This is a genomic window from Mesorhizobium sp. M0862, from assembly GCF_040319795.1.
Lineage (GTDB): Bacteria > Pseudomonadota > Alphaproteobacteria > Rhizobiales > Rhizobiaceae > Mesorhizobium.
Map to the genome: position 1 here is coordinate 29,301 of NZ_JAMYOJ010000010.1, position 21,968 is coordinate 51,268.

16 protein-coding genes are annotated in these 21,968 nt (G+C 64.4%); 13 read left to right on the forward strand and 3 right to left on the reverse strand.

Features of this window, described 5'->3' with window-relative positions; all coding sequences use genetic code 11:
* Positions 1 to 3 precede the first annotated feature (3 nt).
* The 10 genes from tssJ (at position 4) to NKI15_RS16700 (ending at position 11,295) form a co-directional block, all read left to right on the forward strand.
* Positions 4 to 456 (forward strand): type VI secretion system lipoprotein TssJ, encoded by a 453-nt coding sequence (gene tssJ, locus NKI15_RS16655; protein WP_023704813.1) that lies wholly within the window; start codon positions 4 to 6, stop codon positions 454 to 456.
* Between the two features lie 160 nt (positions 457 to 616).
* Positions 617 to 1,951 carry a type VI secretion system baseplate subunit TssK gene (gene tssK / locus NKI15_RS16660; protein WP_023738410.1) on the forward strand — a complete coding sequence of 445 codons (1,335 nt, stop codon included), beginning with the start codon at positions 617 to 619 and terminating at the stop codon, positions 1,949 to 1,951.
* A gap of 4 nt (positions 1,952 to 1,955) precedes the next feature.
* Complete coding sequence (gene icmH, locus NKI15_RS16665; protein WP_023738409.1) at positions 1,956 to 3,284, forward strand: type IVB secretion system protein IcmH/DotU; 1,329 nt, start codon at positions 1,956 to 1,958, stop codon at positions 3,282 to 3,284.
* Between the two features lies 1 nt (position 3,285).
* A complete protein-coding gene (gene tssM / locus NKI15_RS16670; protein ID WP_023704810.1) occupies positions 3,286 to 6,825 on the forward strand; it encodes a type VI secretion system membrane subunit TssM in 3,540 nt (1,179 codons plus the stop codon).
* Positions 6,807 to 7,343, forward strand: a complete 537-nt coding sequence (tagF, locus tag NKI15_RS16675) for a type VI secretion system-associated protein TagF (protein ID WP_023704809.1) — start codon at positions 6,807 to 6,809, stop codon at positions 7,341 to 7,343. Before tssM (NKI15_RS16670) ends, tagF begins: the two co-directional genes overlap by 19 nt.
* Positions 7,344 to 7,375: 32 nt before the next feature.
* On the forward strand, positions 7,376 to 8,215 hold the full coding sequence (locus tag NKI15_RS16680) for a DUF4150 domain-containing protein (RefSeq protein WP_023708137.1): 840 nt from the start codon (positions 7,376 to 7,378) through the stop codon (positions 8,213 to 8,215).
* Positions 8,216 to 8,218: 3 nt separating this feature from the next.
* On the forward strand, positions 8,219 to 8,668 hold the full coding sequence (locus NKI15_RS16685; protein ID WP_023682620.1) for a hypothetical protein: 450 nt from the start codon (positions 8,219 to 8,221) through the stop codon (positions 8,666 to 8,668).
* A gap of 18 nt (positions 8,669 to 8,686) precedes the next feature.
* Complete coding sequence (locus NKI15_RS16690; protein WP_023682621.1) at positions 8,687 to 9,166, forward strand: hypothetical protein; 480 nt, start codon at positions 8,687 to 8,689, stop codon at positions 9,164 to 9,166.
* A 3-nt stretch (positions 9,167 to 9,169) separates the two neighbouring features.
* Positions 9,170 to 10,261 carry a DUF2169 family type VI secretion system accessory protein gene (locus NKI15_RS16695; RefSeq protein WP_023682622.1) on the forward strand — a complete coding sequence of 364 codons (1,092 nt, stop codon included), beginning with the start codon at positions 9,170 to 9,172 and terminating at the stop codon, positions 10,259 to 10,261.
* Positions 10,249 to 11,295, forward strand: coding sequence for a hypothetical protein (locus NKI15_RS16700; protein ID WP_023682623.1), 1,047 nt, complete (start codon positions 10,249 to 10,251; stop codon positions 11,293 to 11,295). Before NKI15_RS16695 ends, NKI15_RS16700 begins: the two co-directional genes overlap by 13 nt.
* Before the next feature lie 33 nt (positions 11,296 to 11,328).
* Here NKI15_RS16700 and NKI15_RS16705 read toward each other — a convergent pair whose 3' ends face one another.
* From NKI15_RS16705 to NKI15_RS16715, 3 genes are read right to left on the reverse strand one after another with little or no spacing between them, the layout of a single operon-like run.
* A complete protein-coding gene (locus tag NKI15_RS16705) occupies positions 11,329 to 12,492 on the reverse strand; it encodes a hypothetical protein (protein ID WP_023704807.1) in 1,164 nt (387 codons plus the stop codon).
* A 10-nt stretch (positions 12,493 to 12,502) separates the two neighbouring features.
* Positions 12,503 to 12,928 carry a DUF6484 domain-containing protein gene (locus NKI15_RS16710; protein WP_023682625.1) on the reverse strand — a complete coding sequence of 142 codons (426 nt, stop codon included), beginning with the start codon at positions 12,926 to 12,928 and terminating at the stop codon, positions 12,503 to 12,505.
* Between the two features lie 7 nt (positions 12,929 to 12,935).
* Positions 12,936 to 15,269, reverse strand: coding sequence for a type VI secretion system Vgr family protein (locus tag NKI15_RS16715; RefSeq protein ID WP_023704806.1), 2,334 nt, complete (start codon positions 15,267 to 15,269; stop codon positions 12,936 to 12,938).
* 271 nt (positions 15,270 to 15,540) lie between these two features.
* Between NKI15_RS16715 and tagH the strand changes: the two genes are divergently transcribed.
* The 3 genes from tagH to tssM (NKI15_RS16730) all read left to right on the forward strand — a co-directional run bounded on the left by tagH (position 15,541) and on the right by tssM (NKI15_RS16730) (position 21,855).
* Entirely contained in the window at positions 15,541 to 16,563 is a 1,023-nt protein-coding gene (tagH, locus tag NKI15_RS16720) for a type VI secretion system-associated FHA domain protein TagH (RefSeq protein ID WP_023704805.1), read from the forward strand.
* Positions 16,564 to 16,813: 250 nt separating this feature from the next.
* Complete coding sequence (gene tssL, locus NKI15_RS16725) at positions 16,814 to 18,337, forward strand: type VI secretion system protein TssL, long form (RefSeq protein ID WP_023704804.1); 1,524 nt, start codon at positions 16,814 to 16,816, stop codon at positions 18,335 to 18,337.
* Positions 18,334 to 21,855 carry a type VI secretion system membrane subunit TssM gene (gene tssM, locus NKI15_RS16730; protein WP_023704803.1) on the forward strand — a complete coding sequence of 1,174 codons (3,522 nt, stop codon included), beginning with the start codon at positions 18,334 to 18,336 and terminating at the stop codon, positions 21,853 to 21,855. Before tssL ends, tssM (NKI15_RS16730) begins: the two co-directional genes overlap by 4 nt.
* Positions 21,856 to 21,968: the final 113 nt, after the last annotated feature.

The window sequence follows — 21,968 nt, forward strand, 5'->3', positions numbered from 1 at the left end:
GACATGATCGACAGACGCCAATTTATCCTTGCCATCGGGGCGACGGGACTGCTGACGGCTTGTCAGAGCGGCCCGCCCAAACCATCCGTCATCACAGTGAATCTTGCCGGCGGCGCCGGAATGAACCCGGGACCGGGCGGCGGCGACAGGCCGGTGACGGTGATGATCTTGCGGCTGAAAAGCACCGGCGCCTTCAATTCGGCCGACTATTTCGCCCTGCAGGGCGGTGCCGGCTCCGCACTTGGCGGCGATCTCATCGGCTCCGACACGATTTCCGTCGGACCCGGCAAGACCGCATCGAAGACCATCACGGTCGAGCCGGAAGTGGCAGCACTCGGCTTCGTCGCGCTGATCAGGGAACCCGGCGGGCGCAACTGGCGTACGACCAAATCGGTTTCGCCGGGATCGAAGTTCACCGTCAATGTGAAGCTCGGCAGCGGCGGCATTTCCGCCTAAAGCGCGTCGCGTTTGAACGCGATCCAGGCGACGCGCTTTAGGTCTTTGTTTTTATGCATGTCGTTCTCTCAAAACCGTGACCACTTTTGAGCGACATGCATTGGGCGGCGAAATCCGCAAAGCCGCGCGAGGCGATGAGCAGGAAGCAGAGAGTGTCGGCATGAGCGATGCAAACAGGGTGCTGTGGTCGGAGGGGCTGTTCCTCCGCACCCAGCATTTCCAGCAACAGGACCGCTTCTTCGAAGCGACGGTGCGCGGCGTCTTGCAGGCCGGGCACCTGCATACGTTCGGCTTCCGAACGCTGACGCTCGATCAGGCACAGCTCGATGCCGGCCAGATCTCGGTGCTCTCGGCGCGTGGCATCTTTCCCGACGGGACGCCATTCGCCATCCCCGAGACGATGGATGCGCCGCGGCCGCTGGCGGTGACGCCGGAAATGGGCGCGGGACCGGTGCTGATCGCGCTGCCGCTCGAACCGCCCGGCGGCGTCGGCTTCGACCCCGCTCACGCCGAGCCGTCCGGCGCACGCTATCGCGGCCGGATCGTCTCGGTGCGCGACGCCGTGCATGGCGGCTCCGATCCTGAGGAAATCGAGATCGCACGGCCGCAGGCGCTGTTGCTGGCGCCGGGCACGGCCGTCGGCGGCTACACCGCGCTGCCGGTGGCCGAACTCAAGGGCGTGCGCGCCGATGGCGGCGTTGCCTTGGACGACACCTTCCTGCCGCCGACCTTGGTCATCGGCGCGGCGTCCTGGTACAGCCGCCTGCTGCAGGAAGTGGTCACCGGCCTTGACCAGATCGCCGAGGCGCATGGCAAGATGGTGCTGGGCGGCCCCGGGCGCAGCGTCGAGGATCTTCTGATCCTCAATTTGGTCAACGCCGCGCGGCCGCGGCTGGCCCACATGCTGGCGCAGGATGTCTTCCATCCAGCCGAGGTCTATATGGAGCTGGCCGGTCTCGCCGGCTCGATGGCGACCTATGGCTCGAGCGCAAGACGGCTCGGCGAACTGCCTGCTTACGACCACATGGCGCCAGGCCCGGCCTATTCGGCGCTGGCCGACGCGCTGCGCTCGCTGATCCTCAGCCTGCGCTACATCGAGCCGAAATCGCGCGCCCTGCCGGTCATGCGCCATGCCACCAATGTGTGGAAGATCCGCATCGACAACCCGAAACTTCTGGTGGCGAGCCGCATCGTGGTGCGGATCGGCTCCGAACTGTCGGAGGATGCCTTGCGCAAGATTTTCGTCAACCAGGCGACCGTCGGCTCGGCCAGCGAATTCGAAGGGCTGTGGAAATCACGCCTGCCCGGCATTCCGTTGAAGCCCCTGCATTCACAGCCGCGCGAAATTCCCTATGACGGCGACCGGCTGTGCCTCGAACTCGACCAGAAAAGCGAGCACTGGGCCTCGCTGCTCGAAGCGCCCGGTTTTGTGATCGGCGTTTCGGGCGTGCTGCCCAGCGAACCGCAGGTCGACTGCTACTCGGTCAACAGGTGAGATGATGAGCAGGGACGATCCATTCGGACTGTCCGAGGATCGGGAGCGGACGCGCATCCGCCTGAGCGGAGCGCCAACACCCCGCGCCATGCCCCTGCCGGCGTCGGGCGGCGTCACCGCGAAGCGCTCCGGGCGGGCGCATCCGAACGTGCTCGTCAATGCCTTCTCGCCTTTGCTCGAATTTGCACCCGAACTGGAAAACGCGCAGCCGCCGGAGAATCCGGAAGCGCTGCGCACGAGGCTGCTCGATGAGCTCGTGCGCTGCCGCGACGCCACAATGGCGCAAGGCTCGTCGCTGGAGCGAGCCGACCAGGCCGCCTGGCTGGTAGCGGCCCTGCTCGACGATCTGGCGCTGAACACGCCCTGGGGCGGCGCCAGCGCATGGCCGCGCCAGCCGCTGGTGGTGATGCTGCGCGGCGACGTCGATGCCGGCGCGCAGTTCTTCGCCCGTCTCGAAGACCTGGAGCGCCATCCCAATCGCGACCGCGAAATGCTGGAGCTGCAGTATCACTGCATGGCGCTCGGCTTCCGCGGCAAATACCGCGTGCCCGGCCGCTCCGGTGATCGCTCGCTCAATGCCGTGCGCGTGGCGGCGGCGCGTTTCCTGCGCGACAGCGACGCCGAAGGCGCGCCGCTGTCGCCGAACTGGAAGGGCGTGATCGCCTCCGACGAACCGCAGCGCTTCATCGTGCCGATCTGGGTGATGGTTGCGGCAGCGGCGGTGATGGCGACAGCCATCCATATCGGCCTGTCGATGAGCCTGAGCAGCCAGGCGGTCGAGCTTTCGGCGCTGGTTCGCGCCTTGCCGCCGCCGACGCGTACGGATGTCACCCGCGCTTCGCCGAAGGTCGACGCGCCGCCGCCGGTGGCCGTGGATTTCGCGCTGCTGCCGGAATTCCAGGCGGCCGCGCCGGATGAGCTCAAGAGGGCGCTGAGCGGCACGGAGAGCGTGTCGCTGGCGCGGCTGGTCATCCAGGCCTCCAATCCCGAACTCTTCCAGTCGTCGCGGGCGCAGCTGACAGACGGCTTCGATCCGCTCATCGCCTCGGTCGCCAAGGTGATCCTCGAGAACCAGGAGCTGATCGGCGATATCACGGTGGTCGGCCACACCGACGGCGTTCCCTTGCAAAAGACCAACCCACTGTCCACCAACCAGCGGCTGTCGGAAGCCCGCGCCGCGGAAATTGCCGATATCCTGATTCAGAACGGCGTGCCGAAGGAGCGCGTGCGCTCCGAAGGCCGGGCCGCCACCGATCCGGTGGCCGACGACGGCACACGCGAAGGCCGGGCCTTGAACCGCCGCGTCGAAGTGCTGGTCGAAAAGAGGCTGTGACATGTTCATCCTGCGCTTCCTCTGGGCGGTCCTGACTTCGCGTTTCCTGTGGACGCTGATCGGCCTGGCGCTGCTGTCGCTGATCATCTGGGTATTCGGCCCGATCGTACGGGTCGGCGACTATGTGCCGATGGCGTCGCAGACGGTGCGCATCGTCATCATCGCTCTTCTGGTGATCTTCTGGCTGATTTGGCTGATCGTCGCGCAGCGCCGCGCGATCCGCGCCAACCGCATGTTCGTCGCCGAGATTTCCGCCCCGGTCGAGGAAAAGCGGCTCAGCCCGGGCGAGGAAAACGTCGCCGCGGTCGGCGCCAAGTTCCAGGACGTCATGGTCGAGTTGAAGCGCCGCAAGCTCGGCGGCCGCAAGTTCCTGCGCGAGATGCCGTGGTATGTGATCGTCGGCCCCCCGGCGACCGGCAAGACGACGGCCTTGCGCCAATCCGGCCTCAACTTTCCGATCGACCTCACCGACGATCTGCAGGGCATCGGCGGTACGCGCAACTGCGACTGGTTCTTCTCCGAAAACGCAGTGATGATCGACACCGCCGGCCGCTATGTCCAGCAGGAGAGCCAGCCCGATGTCGACGCCGTGGAATGGCTGGGCTTCCTCGACCTGTTGAAGAAGCACCGTGGCCGCCGGGCGCTGAACGGCGTCATCGTTGCGCTTGGGATCGACGCGCTGTCCGAGGGCGACGAAGCCGTCAAGGCGCATGGCCGCAAGATCCGCAGGCGCCTGGCCGAGCTCGAGGAGCGGCTGGAAATCCGCTTGCCGGTCTATCTCATGCTGACCAAGGCCGATCTGATCAGAGGCTTCGAGGCCTTCTTCGGCGGCCTGTCGACGGCGGCGCGCGAACAGGTGTGGGGGACGACCTTCCCACTCGACGCGCGCGTCGACGCCAAGACGATCGCGGGCGAAATCACGACGCTGTCGAGGGAGCTGGAAAAGCGGCTGGTGCCGCGGCTGGAGGACGAGGACAAGCTGGCCGAACGGGCCGAGATCTTCCGCTTTCCCGCACAGCTGCAAAGCCTGTCCGAGCCGATCCAGGTGCTGGTCGAGGCGATGTTCGGCGAGAGCCGCTACGAGGAGGCAGCCTGGCTGCGCGGCCTCTATCTGACCTCGGCCACCCAGGAAGGCGCGCCGATCGACCGGCTGACCGCGGCGCTGGCCTCCTCCTTCGGCCTGCCGGCACGACGCTCGATGCCGGCGCAGCGTTTCGAGAAGCGCAGCTTCTTCCTCAAGAACCTTCTGACCGAGGTGATCTTCAAGGAGGCCGGGCTCGGCACCTTCGATCCGCTGGCGCAGCGCCGCCGCAGCTGGATCTGGCGCGGTGCCGCTGCTGCCAGCGCGGCTGCGGCCATACTCGCCGGCGGCCTGTTCACCTGGTCCTACTACGACAATCGCAACGCCATCGCCGCGCAAGCCGGCCAGTTCGAAGCGCTGCAGGCGCCGCTGACGTCGACCGCGGCGACGCCCGCCTCGGTGCTGCAGCCGGCGATGGACGTTGCCCTGACCGCCATGGACGAAGTCGTCAATGCCAGGACTGCGCCTCCGAACAAGGCGCAGGACCTGCTCGGACCATCGGCTTCGGCCGAGATGATGCGGGCGCAGACCGACACCTATGACCACGCTCTGCGCAACGTGCTGGAGCCGCGCATGGTGGCGCTGCTCGAAGCGACCATGTGGCGGCAGATCCGCGATCCGGACTTCATGCTGGGGGCGCTCAAGACCTACCGCATGATGACCGGCCTGTCTCAGATGGACTCCGACCTCGTCGAGAATTGGTGGGTGAACGACCTGCCCGAATTCGCGCCGGCCGCGCCCTTCCTGACCGCCGATGCGGAAGAACACCAGCTGGCAGCGATCCGCCGCATGGCGGTCGATGATAGCTACATCAAACCCGACCAGGCGCTGGTCGCCGAAGCGCTGAAAACGGTCTGCACGATCTCGCTGCCGGCGCGGGCCTACAAGCAATTGCTGGCCGATCCGGCGGTGGCCGGATTGAAGGAATGGATCCCCGCCAATTTCGCCGGGCCGAACGGCGCCAAGGTGTTTTCGCGACGCTCCGACAAGACGCTGCGCGTCGGCATATCAGGCGCCTTCACCTATGACGGCTTCCACGATGCGATCCTCGACCGGGTCGAGGATGTCGCCGCCCAGGCGGCACTCGACCGCGCCGTGTTTGCCGGCGGCTGCTCGGAAAATTCCGAGACGTCGGTGTCGGCGCTGTCGGAAGATATCCTGAAGCTCTACTACGACGACTACATCGCGCAGTGGGACAGTTTTTTGCGCGACATGCGGCTGGCGCCGCTCAGCGACCTCAACATTGCCAGCGAGAATCTGAAAGACCTTTCCAGTGCCGATTCCGCGTTGAAGCGGCTGTTGACGGCGGTGGTCCAGGAGGTCGACCTCACCCGCTCGGACGACGCGCCGGCCGGTGACGACAAGGCGGCGGCGAAGGGCGGCTCGAAACTGCTGGGCAAGCTCGGCAAACTGGGCAAGATCGTCAAGACCGGCGCCAAGCTGTTGCCGCGCGCAGGATCGGCCAGCGAAGTCGACCTGACCGGCACGCTGGTGGCCGAACACTTCAAGCCGCTCAAGAGCACGATTGCCGAGGTCGACGGCCAGCCGCCGGCGCTCGATGCCGCGGTCGTTGCGCTGACGGCGCTGTCCAATGTGCTGCAAACGGTGACCGCCAATCCCGACCCGCAGGACGCGATCAAGAAACAGGGCGGGCTGGCCGAACTGACCGGCGCCGTCGCCCGCCAGGCACAGATCCTGCCCGACCCGGTCAACACCTGGCTGAGCGGCATTGCCGGCGACACCAGCGGGTTGACGCAGAAGGCCGTGGCCTCCGAGCTCAACGCCATCTGGCGCGCCGATATCCTGCCCTTCTGCCAGGCCGCGCTCAACGACCGCTATCCGTTCAGCCCAGACAGCGCCGTCGACGTCAATGTGCGCGACTTCGCCCGCCTGTTCGGACCGGCAGGGATGATCGACGGCTTCATCAACGACCATCTGATCAGCTATGTGGACACCTCGGCGCAGCCTTGGAAATGGCGTGCCGATTTCGGCCTCGACCCATCGGCGCTCGCCGCCTTCGAGCAGGCGCGGCGCATCCGCGACGATCTCTTTCCCGGTGGTCAAGGCCCGGTGATGGCGTTCACGCTGGAGCCGACCGACCTGTCGCCCAACGTCACCCGCGTGACGCTCAACCTCGACGGCCAGAACCTGGTCTATTTCAACAATGCGACGCGACCTCAGCCGATGACGTGGCCCGGCAAGGACGGCACCGGCGTCATCTCGCTCGCCTTCCAGCCGATCGACGGCTCGCCCGAAATCATGCTCAACGAGACCGGCAGCTGGGCGTGGCTGAGGATGCTGCGCGGCGGCCGCTTCACCGGGACGTCGCTGTCCGATGTCTACAGCCTGCGGCTGGGGACGAAAGGCATGTACGCCGATTTCAAGCTCAAGGCGGCGAGCGTGGAAAATCCCTACAACCTCCAGATGTTCAAGAAATTCTCATGTCCGCCGCAGATCTGAACACCGGCTTCTTCGGCAAGATTCCGGCGACCGGAGATTTCGTTGCCGTAAACCTGCCGCGGACCTTCATCGACCGCTGGGACCGCTGGATGTCGATGGAGTTGCGCGAGAGGCCAGACGAGGGGGAATTGGATTCGCGTGTTTGGCGCTTCATCGTCAAGAGCGGCATTTTCGGCGACCGGCCCTGTGCCGGCGCATGGCGCATGAGCGAGGACCGCGTGGGACGCCGCTATCCGTTCGCGATCATCGGGATTGGGGCTACACCGGCACCTGACGATGCATGGTTCGACGGCGTTGCGTCAATCGTTGATGAAGCGGTCGAATTGCAGAGGACGCAGTCCTGGATAGCCGAAGGCTTGGCCAACCTTGCCGCGCCCAGCAACAGCCATGGCGATCCGAACCGGATTGGCTTCTGGCTCGACGACTGGTCGGTGCATGAGTTCGCGTTCTCGGATATTCACGACCTGGCGGCCAACGCCCTGCCGAAAATGCGCGCCCCGCGCCCTGAGACGGAATAGCTCTGATGGGCAGCACAGTCTTTGCTGAAGGCATGGGCTTCTTCCACAAAGGAAGCGGCGGCAAGGGCGTGGCGCCGGGAGATGTGTGCTTGAGCCCGCCTTCCCCGCCGGCAGGCCCGGTTCCGGTTCCATACGTCAACATGCTGTCTTCCAGCGATCTCACCAAAGGCAGTAAGAGCGTCAAGATCGAAGGCAATCCGACCGCGCTCGAAAGCTCGTCGGAGGTTGCGACCAGCACCGGCAACGAGCCGGCCACCCAAGGCCTCGGCGCGGGGGTCATAACGCACAAGATCAAGGGCAAGGGAGTGTTCAAGCTCTGGTCGTTCGTCGTCAAGGTGGAGGGTAAGGGTGTCTGCCGCCATGGCGACACCATGGAGCAGAACACGGCAAGTCCACTCCCGAACACCATCGATACCGCCGCCTTGGTCAACTTCCGCAATGCTCTTCTGGTGAAAGAGAAGAAGAAATGCACGACCGATTATTGCTACGACGATCATTACACCCAGCCAACAGGCCCGCAGAAAGCCAAGGTTCAGAACCGGCCATGCTGGGAATGCAAACGTAACCTTGACAGGTTGAAGAAACGCACGACCGGCAAGAACAAGACCGCGATCAAGCGACTGGAGGCCAAGGTCAACCGGCAAATTTCGGGGAAGGAAGCCCCGCTGATCGCCGATCACCAGCCGACGCAGAAGGCAGCGTGGTACGCGGGTGGATGCAATATAGAGATCGTCCCACAAGGCTTCAAGGATGCGATGAAAGCGCTTTACGTCAGGCCGCATTGCTCCAGCCACAGCAACAGCCAGCCGGGCCGGCAGTCGAAGGTGGACAACAAGGCGATTAGGAAGTTCATGAACGCTCGGGGGATCTAGGCGATGAGTGCAACGGGTTTTGCCGATCTCGACGCTGACTATACGGCGATAATCGATGCGTGGACCGCAGAGCTCCACGCCGTCATGCCGGCGATCGAGGAATGGTGGGGCGCACTGCAGCAGCGCCTGAACGCCTCCGGTGAGAACATAGCCAATCTGCATTGGCCCGCCGGGCTGGTGGCCCATCCACGGATTCTGGCGATCTACCGCAAGCACTACTTCAAGGTTCACGGCCTGAACCTTGAACGGTACGCCCGACAGACCGATGATGACGACGAGGACGATGAATCGAACTGGGGTGAGGATGGCGACGAAGCGGACGCCAGCGGTCCCGTGCCGCCCAATCTGCTGCTGGTCGAAATGATGTCCGAATACGACACGGAACTATTCAAGTACTTCAAGTACTTCGTCTATGTCCCGATCGGCGAGGATCCATCTCTCGAAATGTGCTGAGGCTAGAAGAAGATGGCAATGCGGATTGATCATAGTGTCGAACTCGGCCTGAACCGGCTTCTCAACGCACCCCAGGACGTTGTCGGTCCCGATCATGGAATCCGCCTTTCGCGCCGCGAGGCCTCTGCTGCCTATAGGTCCCTGTTCAAGGCCTACCTCGCTGACTTGCAGGAGACGTTCGAGGTGGCTTCCGAGATCTGGGAAGCTGGCCTCGACGAACTGGTCGATGGCGGCCTGACCGTCAATCAAGCGATCACGGCCCAGCTGGATGATGCAGCGGCCGGCCCGGCGAATCATCCGGCGGTGGTGTGGCTCGTGCGGGAATACTGGCTGCGATGCGTTGCGGTGGGGGAAACGCTGCCCGCGGCCGACCGCCTCGCGCCTGAGGTGTTCCTGCTGCAATGGGTCGTCGATGAAGGCAACAAGGAATATGTAGAACTGCTGACGGCCATGCCCTATTGGCCGATCGGGCTTGATGAAAACGGCCGGTGGTGCTGAACGATGGCCTTCGATGTCTGGCTGGAAAACAGGACACCCTTCGCCGCCGCGACGCACGTCCAATTGAATGCTGACGGCCAAGAAACTCTGATTGTCATGCTATCGGCAAGTTTCACGGCGACGGATGAAGGAAAGGAATTCCAGCCAGCGGCCGAACAGGTGCCGGTGATCTTTGGCGATGAGCCTTTTGGCGATCCGGCCCTTTCATCGACCCGCTACGAAGCGGACATCGCGCCCGTCAAGCCTGGCGCCGAGGTGATCGTGAATGGCGTCGCGCACGCGCCGGATGGAAGGCCGGTACGCGAGATGCAGGTTGGCCTGCGTGTCGGTAACTCGATCCGCAAGGTATTGCAGGTCGTCGGGGACCGGATCTACGACTCCGGCGGCTACAGCGCACCGGCGCCTTTCCGGACCATGCCGATCGTCTATGAACGCACCTATGGCGGCACTTTGGAAGACTTGCGCACGGACCAGCGCAACCCAGTCGGCGTGGGGTACCATAACGCCCGGTCTGCAGATCCTGCGGTCAGAACCGAGGCGCCCAACGTCATGTATCCGGGCGAAGCGCAAGCCCGACCTGGGGAATCCCTGAGGCCGGCGGGATTCGGGACGATTGGCCGGGGCTGGCAACCGCGCCTGGCTTTCGCCGGAACCTACGACAAGGCTTGGCTCGAATCCCAATGGCCGCTCGCTCCCAAAGACTTCGACACGCGGCATTATATGTGCGCCCCAGCCGATCAGCAGATGGCCGGCATCGGCAACGGCGAGGATATCACGGTGATCGGCATGACGGCTTCGGGCAGATGGGATTTCCGCCTGCCGCGCATCACGGCCCCGCTTCGGCTCATTTATGACGATCGTGTAGAAGAAAACGCGTTCAAGCCTGACACCGTGCTCATCGAGCCTGACTTGAAGCGCGTGACCCTTAAGGCTCGTTTGGCAGTGGTAATCCGGCGCAACGTGCCGGCGCTGCGGGAAATCGCCTTCGGCCACATTTCTCCTGTTTGGATCAATGCGCGCCGCAAGCGAAAACTCTATCTCAATCTTCTCGGCGGCGACGGGGCCCTGCGCGATCGCTCGGCGTGGCAGCCGTGAAGCGGCCGCTCTACATCTCGGTTGGTGGCGCCGTCACGCCTGCTGGATTGAACGCGCGCCAGACCATCTCAGCCATTCGCGCCAACCTGTCAGCATTTCAGGAGGTGCCTCTTTCAGAGCCGTTTCCCACCACACAGATCGTGGCACGCATTCCAGCCAAGGCGGGCCTGCGACGCAATGACGGGGTATGGCTCGCCAGCATGGGCGCCCGCGCTCTCAAGGAGGCGATGCTCGACAACAAGGCAACGCCGGACCAGACCGCTGTTCTGCTCGCGCTGCCGGAGAGTTTCCGCGACCATCCGGCGTATGAAGAGGTCGAGCGGGGGCGCCTTTTGAATGCCATTTTCGAGCGATGCGGCCTGCGCTTCAATGCCGGCTCGCGGGTATTTGACGGCGGTGCCGCAGCCAGCGCCGGACTGCTCGACTATGCCGGCGACATGCTAGAATCCGGGACCGTCGCGCAGGTGCTGCTGGGTGGTGTGGACAGCCTCGTCAACGGGACCGACATTGCGCGCTTGATGCGAGCCAATCGTCTGAAATCCGAAAACAATGCTCAAGGGGCAGTCCCTGGCGAGGGCGCTGTCTTCGTGCGCCTGACGCGAGCGCCGGGGAGCGGGCCGGCTGCAATGATTTGCGGGGCGGGCCTGGCTCAAGAGATCGACAGCGTTCTTTCCGAACGCCAGAGTCAAGGCCGTGCGATGGTGGCTTCGCTGCTTGCTGCCTTCAGCGGGTCCGGACCCAAGGAACCCGATATCGAGTTCCTTGTCAGCAATGGAAACGGGGAACGGTACAGCGGGCTCGAACAACTGGTCGGTCGCTCGCGCTTCTACCGCACGCACCGCGAGATATTCCCGACAGCCTACCCTGCGATGACGGTCGGCGACATTGGAGCCGCTAGTGCGGCACTTGTTCTGATGCTGGCGGCCGACAGTTTTATAAGCGGTTACGCGCCGGGCCGCGTCGCAGCCTGCGAGCTTGCATCCGAGGGTGGCAACCGGTCGGCGATCGCGCTTACCGACCTCCGCCAACGCTGAACGGAGGGACAAGCCTTCCCTCGGCGAAAGCGATCACATCCACGCCGGGAACTTGCGTGTCCTGCGCCAGTCTGCCAGCGGCGCCTCGGGCGTGGCGATTGCCGCGCGCAACGCATCCACCCTGAGCCTGCGCATCGAACGGAACAGACGATGGTTGCGCCCACCGCGCCCTTCGTCCCACCATGCTTCGACGCGATCGGCGGCCGGCAGCGAGCTGTCGTCGAGTTGGGCAAAGCCCTCGCCAAGAACAGCTGGATCGGCAACGAAAAGGTCGGTGTCGCCGAAGTCCACCTCGAACAGATCGCGAAGTGCTGCACCCGCTGCGGATGCCAGTTCCGGCTCGCGCATCTTCTCGATCAGCCACGGCACCACCGCTTGGTCGCCGAGCAGCCCGATCGATGCCGTGGCCGCGATGCGCAAGACAGGCTGTCCGAGACGTGATTGCAGCCAGGCCTTGCCGGCCTTCGGCGGCGTCGTCAGCAGGCGCAACTCGATCGCCGCCTGCGCATGGTCCGTCTCCGTCAGCACGATCTTGTCGATCACCGAGTGCGCGGACCGAGCCTCGCCAAGCAGGCAAGCAGCGAAGGCGGCCGCAAGACGTTCTTTCGTTGTCTCGCCGTCAAGCCCAGCCAGGACTTCCGGAAGCAGGTCGCGCCGCCTGAGCACGCCGGCGAGCCGGACGGCGCGCCAACGCACGTTCGCATTGGAATGGCTGGCCAGATCATGCAGGCGCTGTCCCGGATCGACGCGATGATGCCAGAGCGCAGATAGCCCAAGACAGCGCAGCCGCGCGTCGCGCGTGTCCAGCCACTGCGCCACGAACGGGCGCAGGTTTTCGCCCGGCGTGCGCGCGATCGCGGCAGACAGGCTCGATATGCCGGCGTCACCTAGGCTTGCGCCCGCGTCGATTGCAGAGGTCACCAATTTGGCATCGCTCCAACGCATTGCCAGAGTGCCAAGCACGAAAATCTCGCCCGGTTCGGCGTAGTCGGCGAAGCGCGCTTGAGCAGCTTCCCAACCGGCCTTGCCGGCTGCCATGAGCCCTTCGAGATTGGCTTCGAGACGCTGGTCGATGCGGCCGATATCGGTCTCGTCGAGGATTGGACCGTCGATCTCCAGACGACGTCGAAGCCACAGGAACGCCGCGTCCTCGGCGTGTTGGTCCACGATCGCCGCAATGGTCGCGATGCTGTGCATCGGCAATGCCTCAGTTAAGATGCACGGCCCCGCCGCGGATGCGGTTGGTGCCACTGGCCTGGCTGGTCAACTGGGTGCCACGAATGGTCACGCGTCCATTCTTCTCCAGAATGATCGATGCCAGGCCGCAGCGCAGTTCAATGCGCTCATCGCCGTTGATGACGACACGTTCGCCGTCGCGGACGACTTCGAGGCTCCTGCCGCGGGGCGCAGGATCGACGATGCGCCCGACCACCAGCGGCCGCGCCGGGTCGCCGCCCTCGAAGAGCAAAGCCAGTTCGGATCCGACGGCCGAAACGTCCAGCTCCGTCAGGCTGCGCGCCGCTATCGCGGTCTCGCGCGGATTGCCGACGAAGACAACCAGCGGCGCCCCGCCTTGGAAGCCGATCAGCAGGCCGATCACGACGCCGTCGATACGCTCCAGCACTTCCATGATGATGCCCTCAATTGTTGTTGATCGTGCTGCCCTTGACGATCACCTCGCCGTCGGCCTTGACGGTGATCTTGCCGCTGCCCTTGAGGGTAATATCCTTCCCATCAGCGACAATGGTGCCATCCTTTTTCATCGTGATCGAGGCCGAACCGCATTTGAGCGTGATCGAGTCGGCCGCCTCGATCATCAGATTCTTGCCGACCTTGATCACACTGTCTTCGGCTATCTGGATTCCGCTGCCTTTGCCGACCTTGAGCGCGTGCCCGCCGCCGACATCGGTTGCGTCGTCCGCAGCGATTTTTGCCGACCTGCCCTTGCCGATCTGCGACGACTGTGCCCCGCCGATGGTGAAACTCTGATCGGCGCCAACATTGACGCTTTGCGCCGCCGCGATGTTCCAGCTATCAGCCGCGCCGATATCGTGGCTCTGCGCAGCACCTACGGTGACCGACCGCGTCGCACCGATCGTGTTCGTCTGCGGACCGCCCACAGTTCGGGTCTCGGATGCTCCGACCGAATCGACCCGCGCCGCGCCAACAGTCACCGTCTGCACGATCGCGACGGTCTGGGTGTGGTTGGCGCCGATCGTCTCGGTCGAGTTCGAGCCGATGTTGATCGTCTCATCGACCCCCACCGTCAGTGAGCGGTTCTTGCCCACCGTCTCGGTGTCGTTCGACCCGATATTGGTCGTCTGGTCGACGCCGACCTTGACCGTCTTGTTGTTGCCGACGTCCTCGTCGAGGTTGTGGCCGACGGAGTGCTTGGCGTCGTGGTCGATGCGGTCGGACTGGTCGTGCTGGACCAGCTTCTGGCGATCATTCTTGATCAGAAGGTGGTGGTCCTTCTGCGCCTGGAAGTTGACCAGCTCCGAGCCGGCCTTGTCCTCGAACATCAGTTCGTTGTAGCCGCCACCGCCCTTCGACGAGTTGGACTTCCAGCCGGACTGCGTGGCGTTGCCAGGCAGTCCGTAGGGCGGCATCTGCGAGGCGTTGTAGACCCGGCCGGTGATGATCGGCAGGTCCGGATTGCCTTCGATGAAATCGACGATCACTTCCTGGCCGATGCGCGGGATCTGGATGAAGCCCCAGCCGCTTCCGGCCCAGGTCTGCGACACCCGCACGAAGCAGGAGCTCTTCTGGTCCTTCTTGCCGAGGCGGTCCCAGTGGAACTGCACCTTCACCCTGGCATATTTGTCGGTGAAGATCTCCTCGCCGGACGGACCGACCACGGTCGCCGTCTGCGGCCCGCGCATGATTGGCCTTGGCGTGATGCGCGGCGGCCGATAAGCGACTGAGGTCGGCGCCACACCGAGCACCACCTTGAAATTCTCGCCATCGGTGTCGACGCCGGCGCGATAGCCCGGATCGAACAGCCGGTACTCGGCGCTGATCACCAGATACTCCTTGTTCTGGTCGTCGCGCGGAAAGCCGTCGAGCTTGAAGGTGCAGCCGGAGAACAGGCCGCGCACGGTGCCGACAGCGGCAATGCGCATATGCGGCGCCTGGATTTCTTCGCGCCTGATCGCCGCCAGGCTGTCGCCGCGCCCGACTTCCAGATGCGCGCCGGGGTGGCGATAGTTCTCGCCCGCGGCCTGCTTGTGGCCGAAGGGCTGCGCCGACTTCGCCATCAAATCGGCGGCGGGTTTTTCGAAGTCATAATCGGTGTGGGCATAGGCGCCGGGGCGCACCGCGCTGCCTGGAATCCAGTCGGTGATGTACTCGACGTCGCGGCGCGAGCCCTGCCCTTCGAACTGATAGAGCACCGTCTCATAGCCCGGCGCTGGCTTCAGCTTGCTCATGGCGTCGGCCAGGATCAGCGTGTGCTCGCCCTCGGCATGCTCGAAGAAGTACATTATGCCTTCGTGCTCGAGCAGCCGCTGCACGAAATCGAGGTCGCTCTCGTCATATTGCACGCAATATTCGCGCGGCGGATAAGAGCCTTGCAAGCGCTTTTCGAACTTGGCGATGCCGCCATATTTAGAGAAAATCTCCTCCACGATCTCGACGGCGGTCTTGTCCTGGAAAATGCGGCAGTCGGTGGTATTGCCGAGGAACCACAGCCACGGCCTGACGACCGCCTCATAGTGAGCCAGCCGATCTTCGATGCGGGTAAGGCGAAACTCGGCGATGAGGCCGCTGAACCAGCGCTTGGGGTCGGCCTCGCCTTCGATCGAAACGGCGCCGCCCAGCATCTTCAGCGGGTCGACATCGGCATTGGTCGAGACAAATCCAACGGTGTAGGCAAGGCAGCGGCTGATCTCGTCGCGGCCGACGAGATGCGTAAAGGTCAACAGCTCGGCGCCGACCGGCGTCTGCACAAGCGCGGCGCGTTGTTCACTCGGCATGGGTCGTGCCCCTCCTGAGCGCTAGTGTGGCAGGTTCGAAGCCCTTCTTGTGTTAACGACCTCACGTTCAGGGATATTTCGCAACTTGCCACCCAAGCCATGTTGAGCCTACCACATGTTCTATGGCAGACCAAAGAGGACAAGCGGCAGGCCGTTGCTGTTTGCGCCGCTTTCGCCAGTGTGAAACGCCGCTCTCCCGCTGTGCCCGCAAGCTGCTAGACTGTGGCACATCGGATCAATGGAAACGGCAGCGGTCGACGGTCCATAGCGCATGTTCATCAGTCTGCAGATCAGCAATGTCGATGTCCTGCCTGCCGGGCTGCCGCCCGGCTACGCATCGCGCGACCGCGGCTTCGAGATCGGGCGGGAGAACTGCGCCTGGACCTTGCCCGATCCGGACAAGTTCATCTCCGGCCGACATTGCGAAATCCGCTACGAAGGCGGCGCCTTTTTTCTCCACGACGTCTCGCGCAACGGCACATTCGTCAACGGGTCGAGTCAGCGCCTGACCGGCCCGCATCGGTTGGCGCAAGGTGACCGGCTCCGGATCGGCCGCTATATCGTCTCGGTGTCGATCGATGACGGGAACCCAGCCTTCGGTGGCCATGGTTCGACGCAACGGCAGATGCCTGGTGCCGGATCCTTTCCAGACCATGTCGCATCGCCACGGTCACCGACCGCGCCACCCGCTTCGGTCTCCAGCCGGCCGCAGCAAGCCGACGAGATCCTGCGCGCGATTGCCGCCGGCGCCGGCATTCCGCCAGAGGTGCTTTTGCTGCGCCAACCGCAGGAGGTAGCCGGCGAGATCGGCGCGGTGCTGCGCATCGTCGTCGACGAGCTGGTGTTGCTGTTGAAGGCGCGCGCCGCTGCAAAAGTCCTGGCCAAGACCAGCGATCGAACCATGATCAACGCCGCCGACAACAATCCGCTGAAGTTCGTGCCCGGGACCGACGAAATCCTCGACATCATGTTCGCGCGGCGTAGATCCGGCTATCTTGATGCCCGGCACAGCATCGAAGACGCTTTCCACGACCTCAAGACGCATGAATTCGCAACCTTCGCCGCCATGCAGGCGGCGCTGTCGCGGTTGCTTGACGATCTGTCGCCCGAGGCGATTGCGAAAAAACTGCCGCCATCCTCCTTTGCCTCGAAGAAAACGCGCGCCTGGGACGCGCTGGTCGCGACCTGGCGGGCCAAGGAGGAAGCGCACGAGAACGGCATGCTGGACATATTCCTCACCTATTTCAGTGAAGCCTATGCCAAGGCCGCCAAACAGAAGACCGGCAAGGGCTAAGCCCGCGCACCGCTGAAGACACCGTGAAGGCCGACCTAGGCACCGGCCGGCGACCAAAATTGCGCCGGGTTTCCATCGCAACCTTCTGAGACTACGATCACATACGGCAATTGAGCACGCGGGTACGGTTGGTCGACCTCGGGGGTCTGCGGCACATGTCATGTCACGGCGAGAAGCGTCCTGCGGTCCGCGTTCGCGCGGACATGGCGCTGTGCGTCGCGCCGCGCGGGCGTAGAGGCAGGGATCGGCGATGAGCTCGAAGGATGATCCTTTCGATCCGACCGGCAAAACCGTCATCCGCCCCAGCCGCCCCAATCCCGGCCGCAAGCAAAAGACGGTTCTCGCCCGCGATGCGCCGGCCCCCGGCAGTACGGTGATCGCCCCTGCCAGCGTCCCGGAACCCACGATTTTCGATCCCAACGCCGGCCGCCAGCCGCCGTCCGACGTCACGGGGACGGTGATCTATCAGGGAACGCCCTTCGCCAACGCGCCGGCCGATCGGCCCGTTCACGGCTCAGCCGGGACGGCGGGGAAAACGCCATGGGATGCGCTGCTCGGCGCCAGCGATGCCGTCGATTATGGCGCGGCCAACCCGATCGTCGCTGCCGCGGCGCCCTTGCTGATACTGCTTGGGCATCTGCGGCTGATGGCTGTCGAAAGACCGGCCGAGCCGCTGGCGCAGCATGTCGCCGGCCTGATCGAGGATTTCGACCGCAAGATCGCCAGGACCGATACCTCGGAAGAGGATGCGCGCATCGCCAGCTATGTGCTTTGCGAAACCGCCGACGATATCGTCGCCAATCTGCCCGGTTCCAGCCGGGATGCGTGGGCGCAGCACGCCATGCTGCAGCGCTTCTTCCAGGTCAAACCCACCGGCGCCGGTTTTTTCCAGGCGCTGAACACGGTGCTGGCGACGCCGGAACATCATCGCAATCTCATCGAGCTGATGCATGTCTGCCTGTCGCTTGGCTTCGAAGGCCAGTATCGCGGCCAGCCGCGCGAGAGCCTCGAACGGGTCCGCCGCGACGTCTACGAGACATCAGCCTATTTCCGCGTCCTCGGTGACGACGACATCTCGCCGCGCTGGCAAGGCTTGTCGGTCACATCGGCGCAAGGCTCCAGGCGGGTTCCGCTCTGGGGCATAGCCGCTGCAACCGCGGCGGGCTTGACCGCAGCTTTTTTCACGCTGCGGGTCCTCATCACCAATGATGGCGAGGCTGTTGCCGGCGAGTTGCTGGCGCTCAATCCGGCGACGCCGGTCACCATCGAGCGCACCGGCTTCGTCCCGCTGACCGAGGAGGTGAAGGTCGCAGCGCCAACGACGATTGCGCAGGTTGATCGCATCCGCACTGCCTTGGCCAAGGAGATCGAAGCCGGCGGCGTCAGCGTCGGCACCAAGGGTGATTTCATCATCGTTGAAATCAGTAACGCCCTGCTGTTCCAGTCGGGACGAGCCGAGGTCAAGCCGGAGTTCGAGCCGGTGGCCGCCAGCATCGCGGCGGCTCTCGATGCGGAGCGCGGGCCAATCCGGATCGTCGGCCACACCGACAACGTCAAGCCGAAGAAGACCAGCGCCTTCAAATCGAATTTCGACCTCTCCGTCGCCCGTGCCCAGTCGGTGGAAAAGATGATCGCAGCGCATTTCAGCGATCCGTCGCGGACAAAGGTCGAGGGCAAGGGCGAGGACGAGCCCATCGCCGACAATGCAACGCCGGAGGGCCGCGCCAAAAACCGCCGTGTCGATGTAATGATCCCGCGGGAGGAGACGCTGTGACCGGCTGGCTGCTACGCATCTTCAGCGCGCTCGCGCTCGCCGGCTTTGCCGCCGCGGTCTGGTACGCCGGCCCGTTGATCCGCTTTGCCGGCGCCCGGCCGTTGGATCCCATCTGGCTGCGGGCAGCGATCATCGGCATCGTCGTCGGAACGGTGGCGATCATCTACGCAATCCGGTTCCGGCGCAGGCGCAAGGCGCAGAAGGCGCTGGAGGCCGCCATGGCCAGCGCCGAGGATGACGGCAGCGATGCAAAGATGCTGGAAGCTCGCATGAACGAAGCGGTCGCGACGCTCAGGCAGTCGAGCGGCAAGCGCAACTTCCTCTACGACGTCCCCTGGTACATCGTCATCGGCCCGCCGGGCGCCGGCAAGACCACCGCGCTGGTCAATTCCGGCCTGAACTTTCCGCTGGCCGGGTCGGGCCAGGCGCAGCCGGTGGCGGGTGTCGGCGGTACGCGCAATTGCGACTGGTGGTTCACCGACGAGGCGGTGCTGATCGACACGGCCGGGCGCTACACGACGCAGGATTCCCATGCACGGACCGACAGCAAAAGCTGGCTGGCGTTCCTGTCGCTGCTCAAGCGGCACCGGACGCGCCAGCCGATCAATGGCGTCATCCTGGCCATCAGCCTTTCCGATCTGATGGCGGACAGCGAGCAGGCGGCCCGTGTCGCCGAAATCCGCAGCCGCCTGCAGGAAATCCACGAGGTCCTGAAGGTCCGCTTTCCCGTCTATGTGCTGTTCACCAAGGCCGACCTAGTCTCCGGATTCATGGAATATTTCGGCGGTTTCGACGAAGCACGCCGGCGCAAGGTGTGGGGCGCGACCTTCCAGACCGCCGAGCGCGGCCTGAACATGGTCGCAGAAGCGCCAGCCGAATTCGACGCGCTGGTGAAGCGCCTGACCGAAGAGATGAGCGAGCGGCTGCAGTCGGAGACCGATCCGGTCGCGCGCATCGCCATTTTCGGCTTCGCCGCGCAGCTCGGTGCGCTGAAAGGCCGGATCGTGAATTTCCTCGAGGGCGTTTTCGAGCCGACGCGCAAGCAGCTGAACGCCCCCCTGCGCGGCCTGTATTTTTCTTCCGGCACGCAGGAAGGCACGCCGATCGACCAGTTGCTGGGCAGCATAGGCCGCAGTTTCGGCAGGAATGCCCAGGCGCATCTTTCCGGCACCGGCAAAAGCTTCTTCCTGCACGATCTGTTGAGCCGCGTCATTTTCGCCGAGTCCGGCTGGGTGTCCTATGACAGGGCGGCCGACAGGCGCGTTGCGATCGCCCGCTACGCCGGCCTGACAGCGATCGCGGCCATAGCGATCGCCGCGCTTGGCGTTCTCGGCCTGAGCTTTACGACCAACAAATCGCTGGTCGCCGCGACCGGCCAGGCGGCAGGCCAATACCGCGCGACAGCCGCGCCGCTGCTGGCCAGCACGACGGTGTTGGATGCCGACCTCGAAACCGTCATCGGCGCGCTCGATGCGCTGCGCGGCCTGCCGGCCGGCTACGATACGAGAGACCAGCCCACCCCGGCCACGGCGACGTTCGGCCTCAGCCAGCGTGAGCGTATCCTTTCGGCCTCCGAGACCGCCTATCGGCAGGGGCTGGAGCGGATGTTCCGCTCGCGCCTGCTGTTCCAGCTCGAACGCACGATCGAGGCCAGGATGGCCGATCCGATGGCGCTGTACGAGCCGTTGAAGATTTACCTGATGCTGGGCGGCAAGGCGCCGAAAGTGGATGACGAGCTGGTCGTCACCTGGCTGAAGCGGGACTGGGAACAGAACCGCTATCCCGGCGCCCACAATCGCGACGGCCGGGCGCAACTGGAGAAGCATTTGCGCGCCATGCTGGCGCTCGACGATGACCAGGATCCCTCGTTCGAACTCAACCGCGCGCTGGTCGAATCCGCCCAGCGCTCGCTCGGCCGCATGAGCCTTGCCGATCGCGCCACCGCGCTCATCCAGTCGGCCACCTATGCGGCGGCGCTGGACGATTTTTCGGTGTCATCGCAAGCCGGCGCGGAGGCGCCGATGCTGTTCGAGCGCAATGACGGAAACGATCTCGCCGGCCTTCGCGTCCCCGGTCTCTACACCCATGCCGGCTTCGACTTCTATCTGGCGCAACTTGCCAGGAGCGCGCAGGCGCTGGTCGACGATCAATGGGTGATCGGCTCGAGCGGCGAGCAAGGCGGTTTCGACCAGGAATTGCTCAAGCTCGGCCCGGAGCTGCTCGATCGCTATGGCAAGGGCTTTGCGGCGGCGTGGAACGAGGTGCTCGACAGGTTGAAGTTCAAGGCAATGGCCGCCGACAAACCGCAATATCTGGCGCTGTCCGCAGCGGGATCACCGAGTTCGCCGCTGATGCAGCTGTTCGAGGCGATCGCGCGCGAAACAGCTTTGACGCAAGAGCGCAATCCGGCTGCGCCGTCTCAAGACAGCGGCCAGGAAATCGCGGCACGCGCCAAGGGCCTCGCCCGCATCGGCATCGAGCTTGCAGCGCGCAAATCGCAGAGCAGGGCCGGGACCGCCTTTGTCAGTACGCAGAACCAGGATCCCGGCGCCAACATCGAAGCCCAGTTCCGGTCTTTCCAGGCTTTGGTGGCCGGGGCGCCGGGGCAGCGGCCGCTCGACGCCCTGACCCAGAATTTCCGCGAAATCTATCAGAGCGTGCGGCTGGCCGCCGATGTCCCCGCCCAGACGGACCAGGCCAACGCCAATCTGCAGCTGCAGATATCGACTCTACGCGCCAACGCCTCGCGGCTGCCGAAGGCGCTGGCCAGGATGGTGAGCGCGGCGGCGGACGATTTCGAGGGCACCGTCGCCGAAACATCGACCACGCATCTCAACGAGATGCTGGAGGAGACCGTCGGCCGTCCGTGCGAAGAGATGATTGCCGGGCGCTTTCCATTCGCCCCCGCCGGTACCGACGATGTCGCCATGGCGGATTTTGCCAGGTTGTTTTCTCCGGGCGGGGTTCTCGACCGGTTTTTCGCGCAGAACCTGGCGTCGCTGGTCGACATGAGCGGCCAGGACTGGGACTGGAAACAGGACACCAGGTTCGGCCGCAATCTGGCGAAATCGACGCTGAAGAACTTTCAGCTCGCGGCACAAATCCGCGCGGCTTTCTTTCCGCTCGGCGGGCCGGTGCCGTCGATCAACATCACCTTCACGCCGCTGTCGCTGCATGGCGATGCCGACATGGCGCTGCTCAATATCGACGGCCAGGTGCTGCAGGCCACCCAAGCCGGCAACACGCCGGGCCTGATTCCGTGGCCGGGCAAGACCGGTTCGGCCAGTCTCAGCCTGACGCCGGAGCTGCCCGGCCGCGAGTCCGCAATCAAGTTCGACGGTCCCTGGGCGTTGAAACGATTGCTGGACAAGGGGCAGGTCACCGCCAATGGCGACAGTCTCGAAGCGCATTTCCTCATCGGCGGGCGCGATGTCGCCTACACGATCAAGACCGGGGAGGACGGTAATCCGTTCACGCTGCCGGCGCTCTCCGCGTTCAGCTGTCCGAAGGCTTTCTGATGGGGAATTGCATGGCAGGACCAGCGATTGCAGGACGCAGAGACAGCGGCGGCACCACACCGTCCGTCATCAGCGGCTTAGATTTCGATACTCTAATGAATGGGGCTGTGGCA

Coding starts and splice junctions, on each gene's coding strand:
- NKI15_RS16695 (WP_023682622.1), top strand. CDS start 9,170: ATGGCCTTCGATGTCTGGCTGGAAAACAGGACACCCTTCGCCGCCGCG.
- tssJ (WP_023704813.1), top strand. CDS start 4: ATGATCGACAGACGCCAATTTATCCTTGCCATCGGGGCGACGGGACTG.
- NKI15_RS16715 (WP_023704806.1), bottom strand. CDS start 15,269: ATGCCGAGTGAACAACGCGCCGCGCTTGTGCAGACGCCGGTCGGCGCC.
- NKI15_RS16705 (WP_023704807.1), bottom strand. CDS start 12,492: ATGCACAGCATCGCGACCATTGCGGCGATCGTGGACCAACACGCCGAG.
- NKI15_RS16680 (WP_023708137.1), top strand. CDS start 7,376: ATGGGCTTCTTCCACAAAGGAAGCGGCGGCAAGGGCGTGGCGCCGGGA.
- icmH (WP_023738409.1), top strand. CDS start 1,956: ATGAGCAGGGACGATCCATTCGGACTGTCCGAGGATCGGGAGCGGACG.
- tssM (WP_023704810.1), top strand. CDS start 3,286: ATGTTCATCCTGCGCTTCCTCTGGGCGGTCCTGACTTCGCGTTTCCTG.
- NKI15_RS16690 (WP_023682621.1), top strand. CDS start 8,687: ATGCGGATTGATCATAGTGTCGAACTCGGCCTGAACCGGCTTCTCAAC.
- tssK (WP_023738410.1), top strand. CDS start 617: ATGAGCGATGCAAACAGGGTGCTGTGGTCGGAGGGGCTGTTCCTCCGC.
- tagH (WP_023704805.1), top strand. CDS start 15,541: ATGTTCATCAGTCTGCAGATCAGCAATGTCGATGTCCTGCCTGCCGGG.
- NKI15_RS16685 (WP_023682620.1), top strand. CDS start 8,219: ATGAGTGCAACGGGTTTTGCCGATCTCGACGCTGACTATACGGCGATA.
- tssL (WP_023704804.1), top strand. CDS start 16,814: ATGAGCTCGAAGGATGATCCTTTCGATCCGACCGGCAAAACCGTCATC.
- tagF (WP_023704809.1), top strand. CDS start 6,807: ATGTCCGCCGCAGATCTGAACACCGGCTTCTTCGGCAAGATTCCGGCG.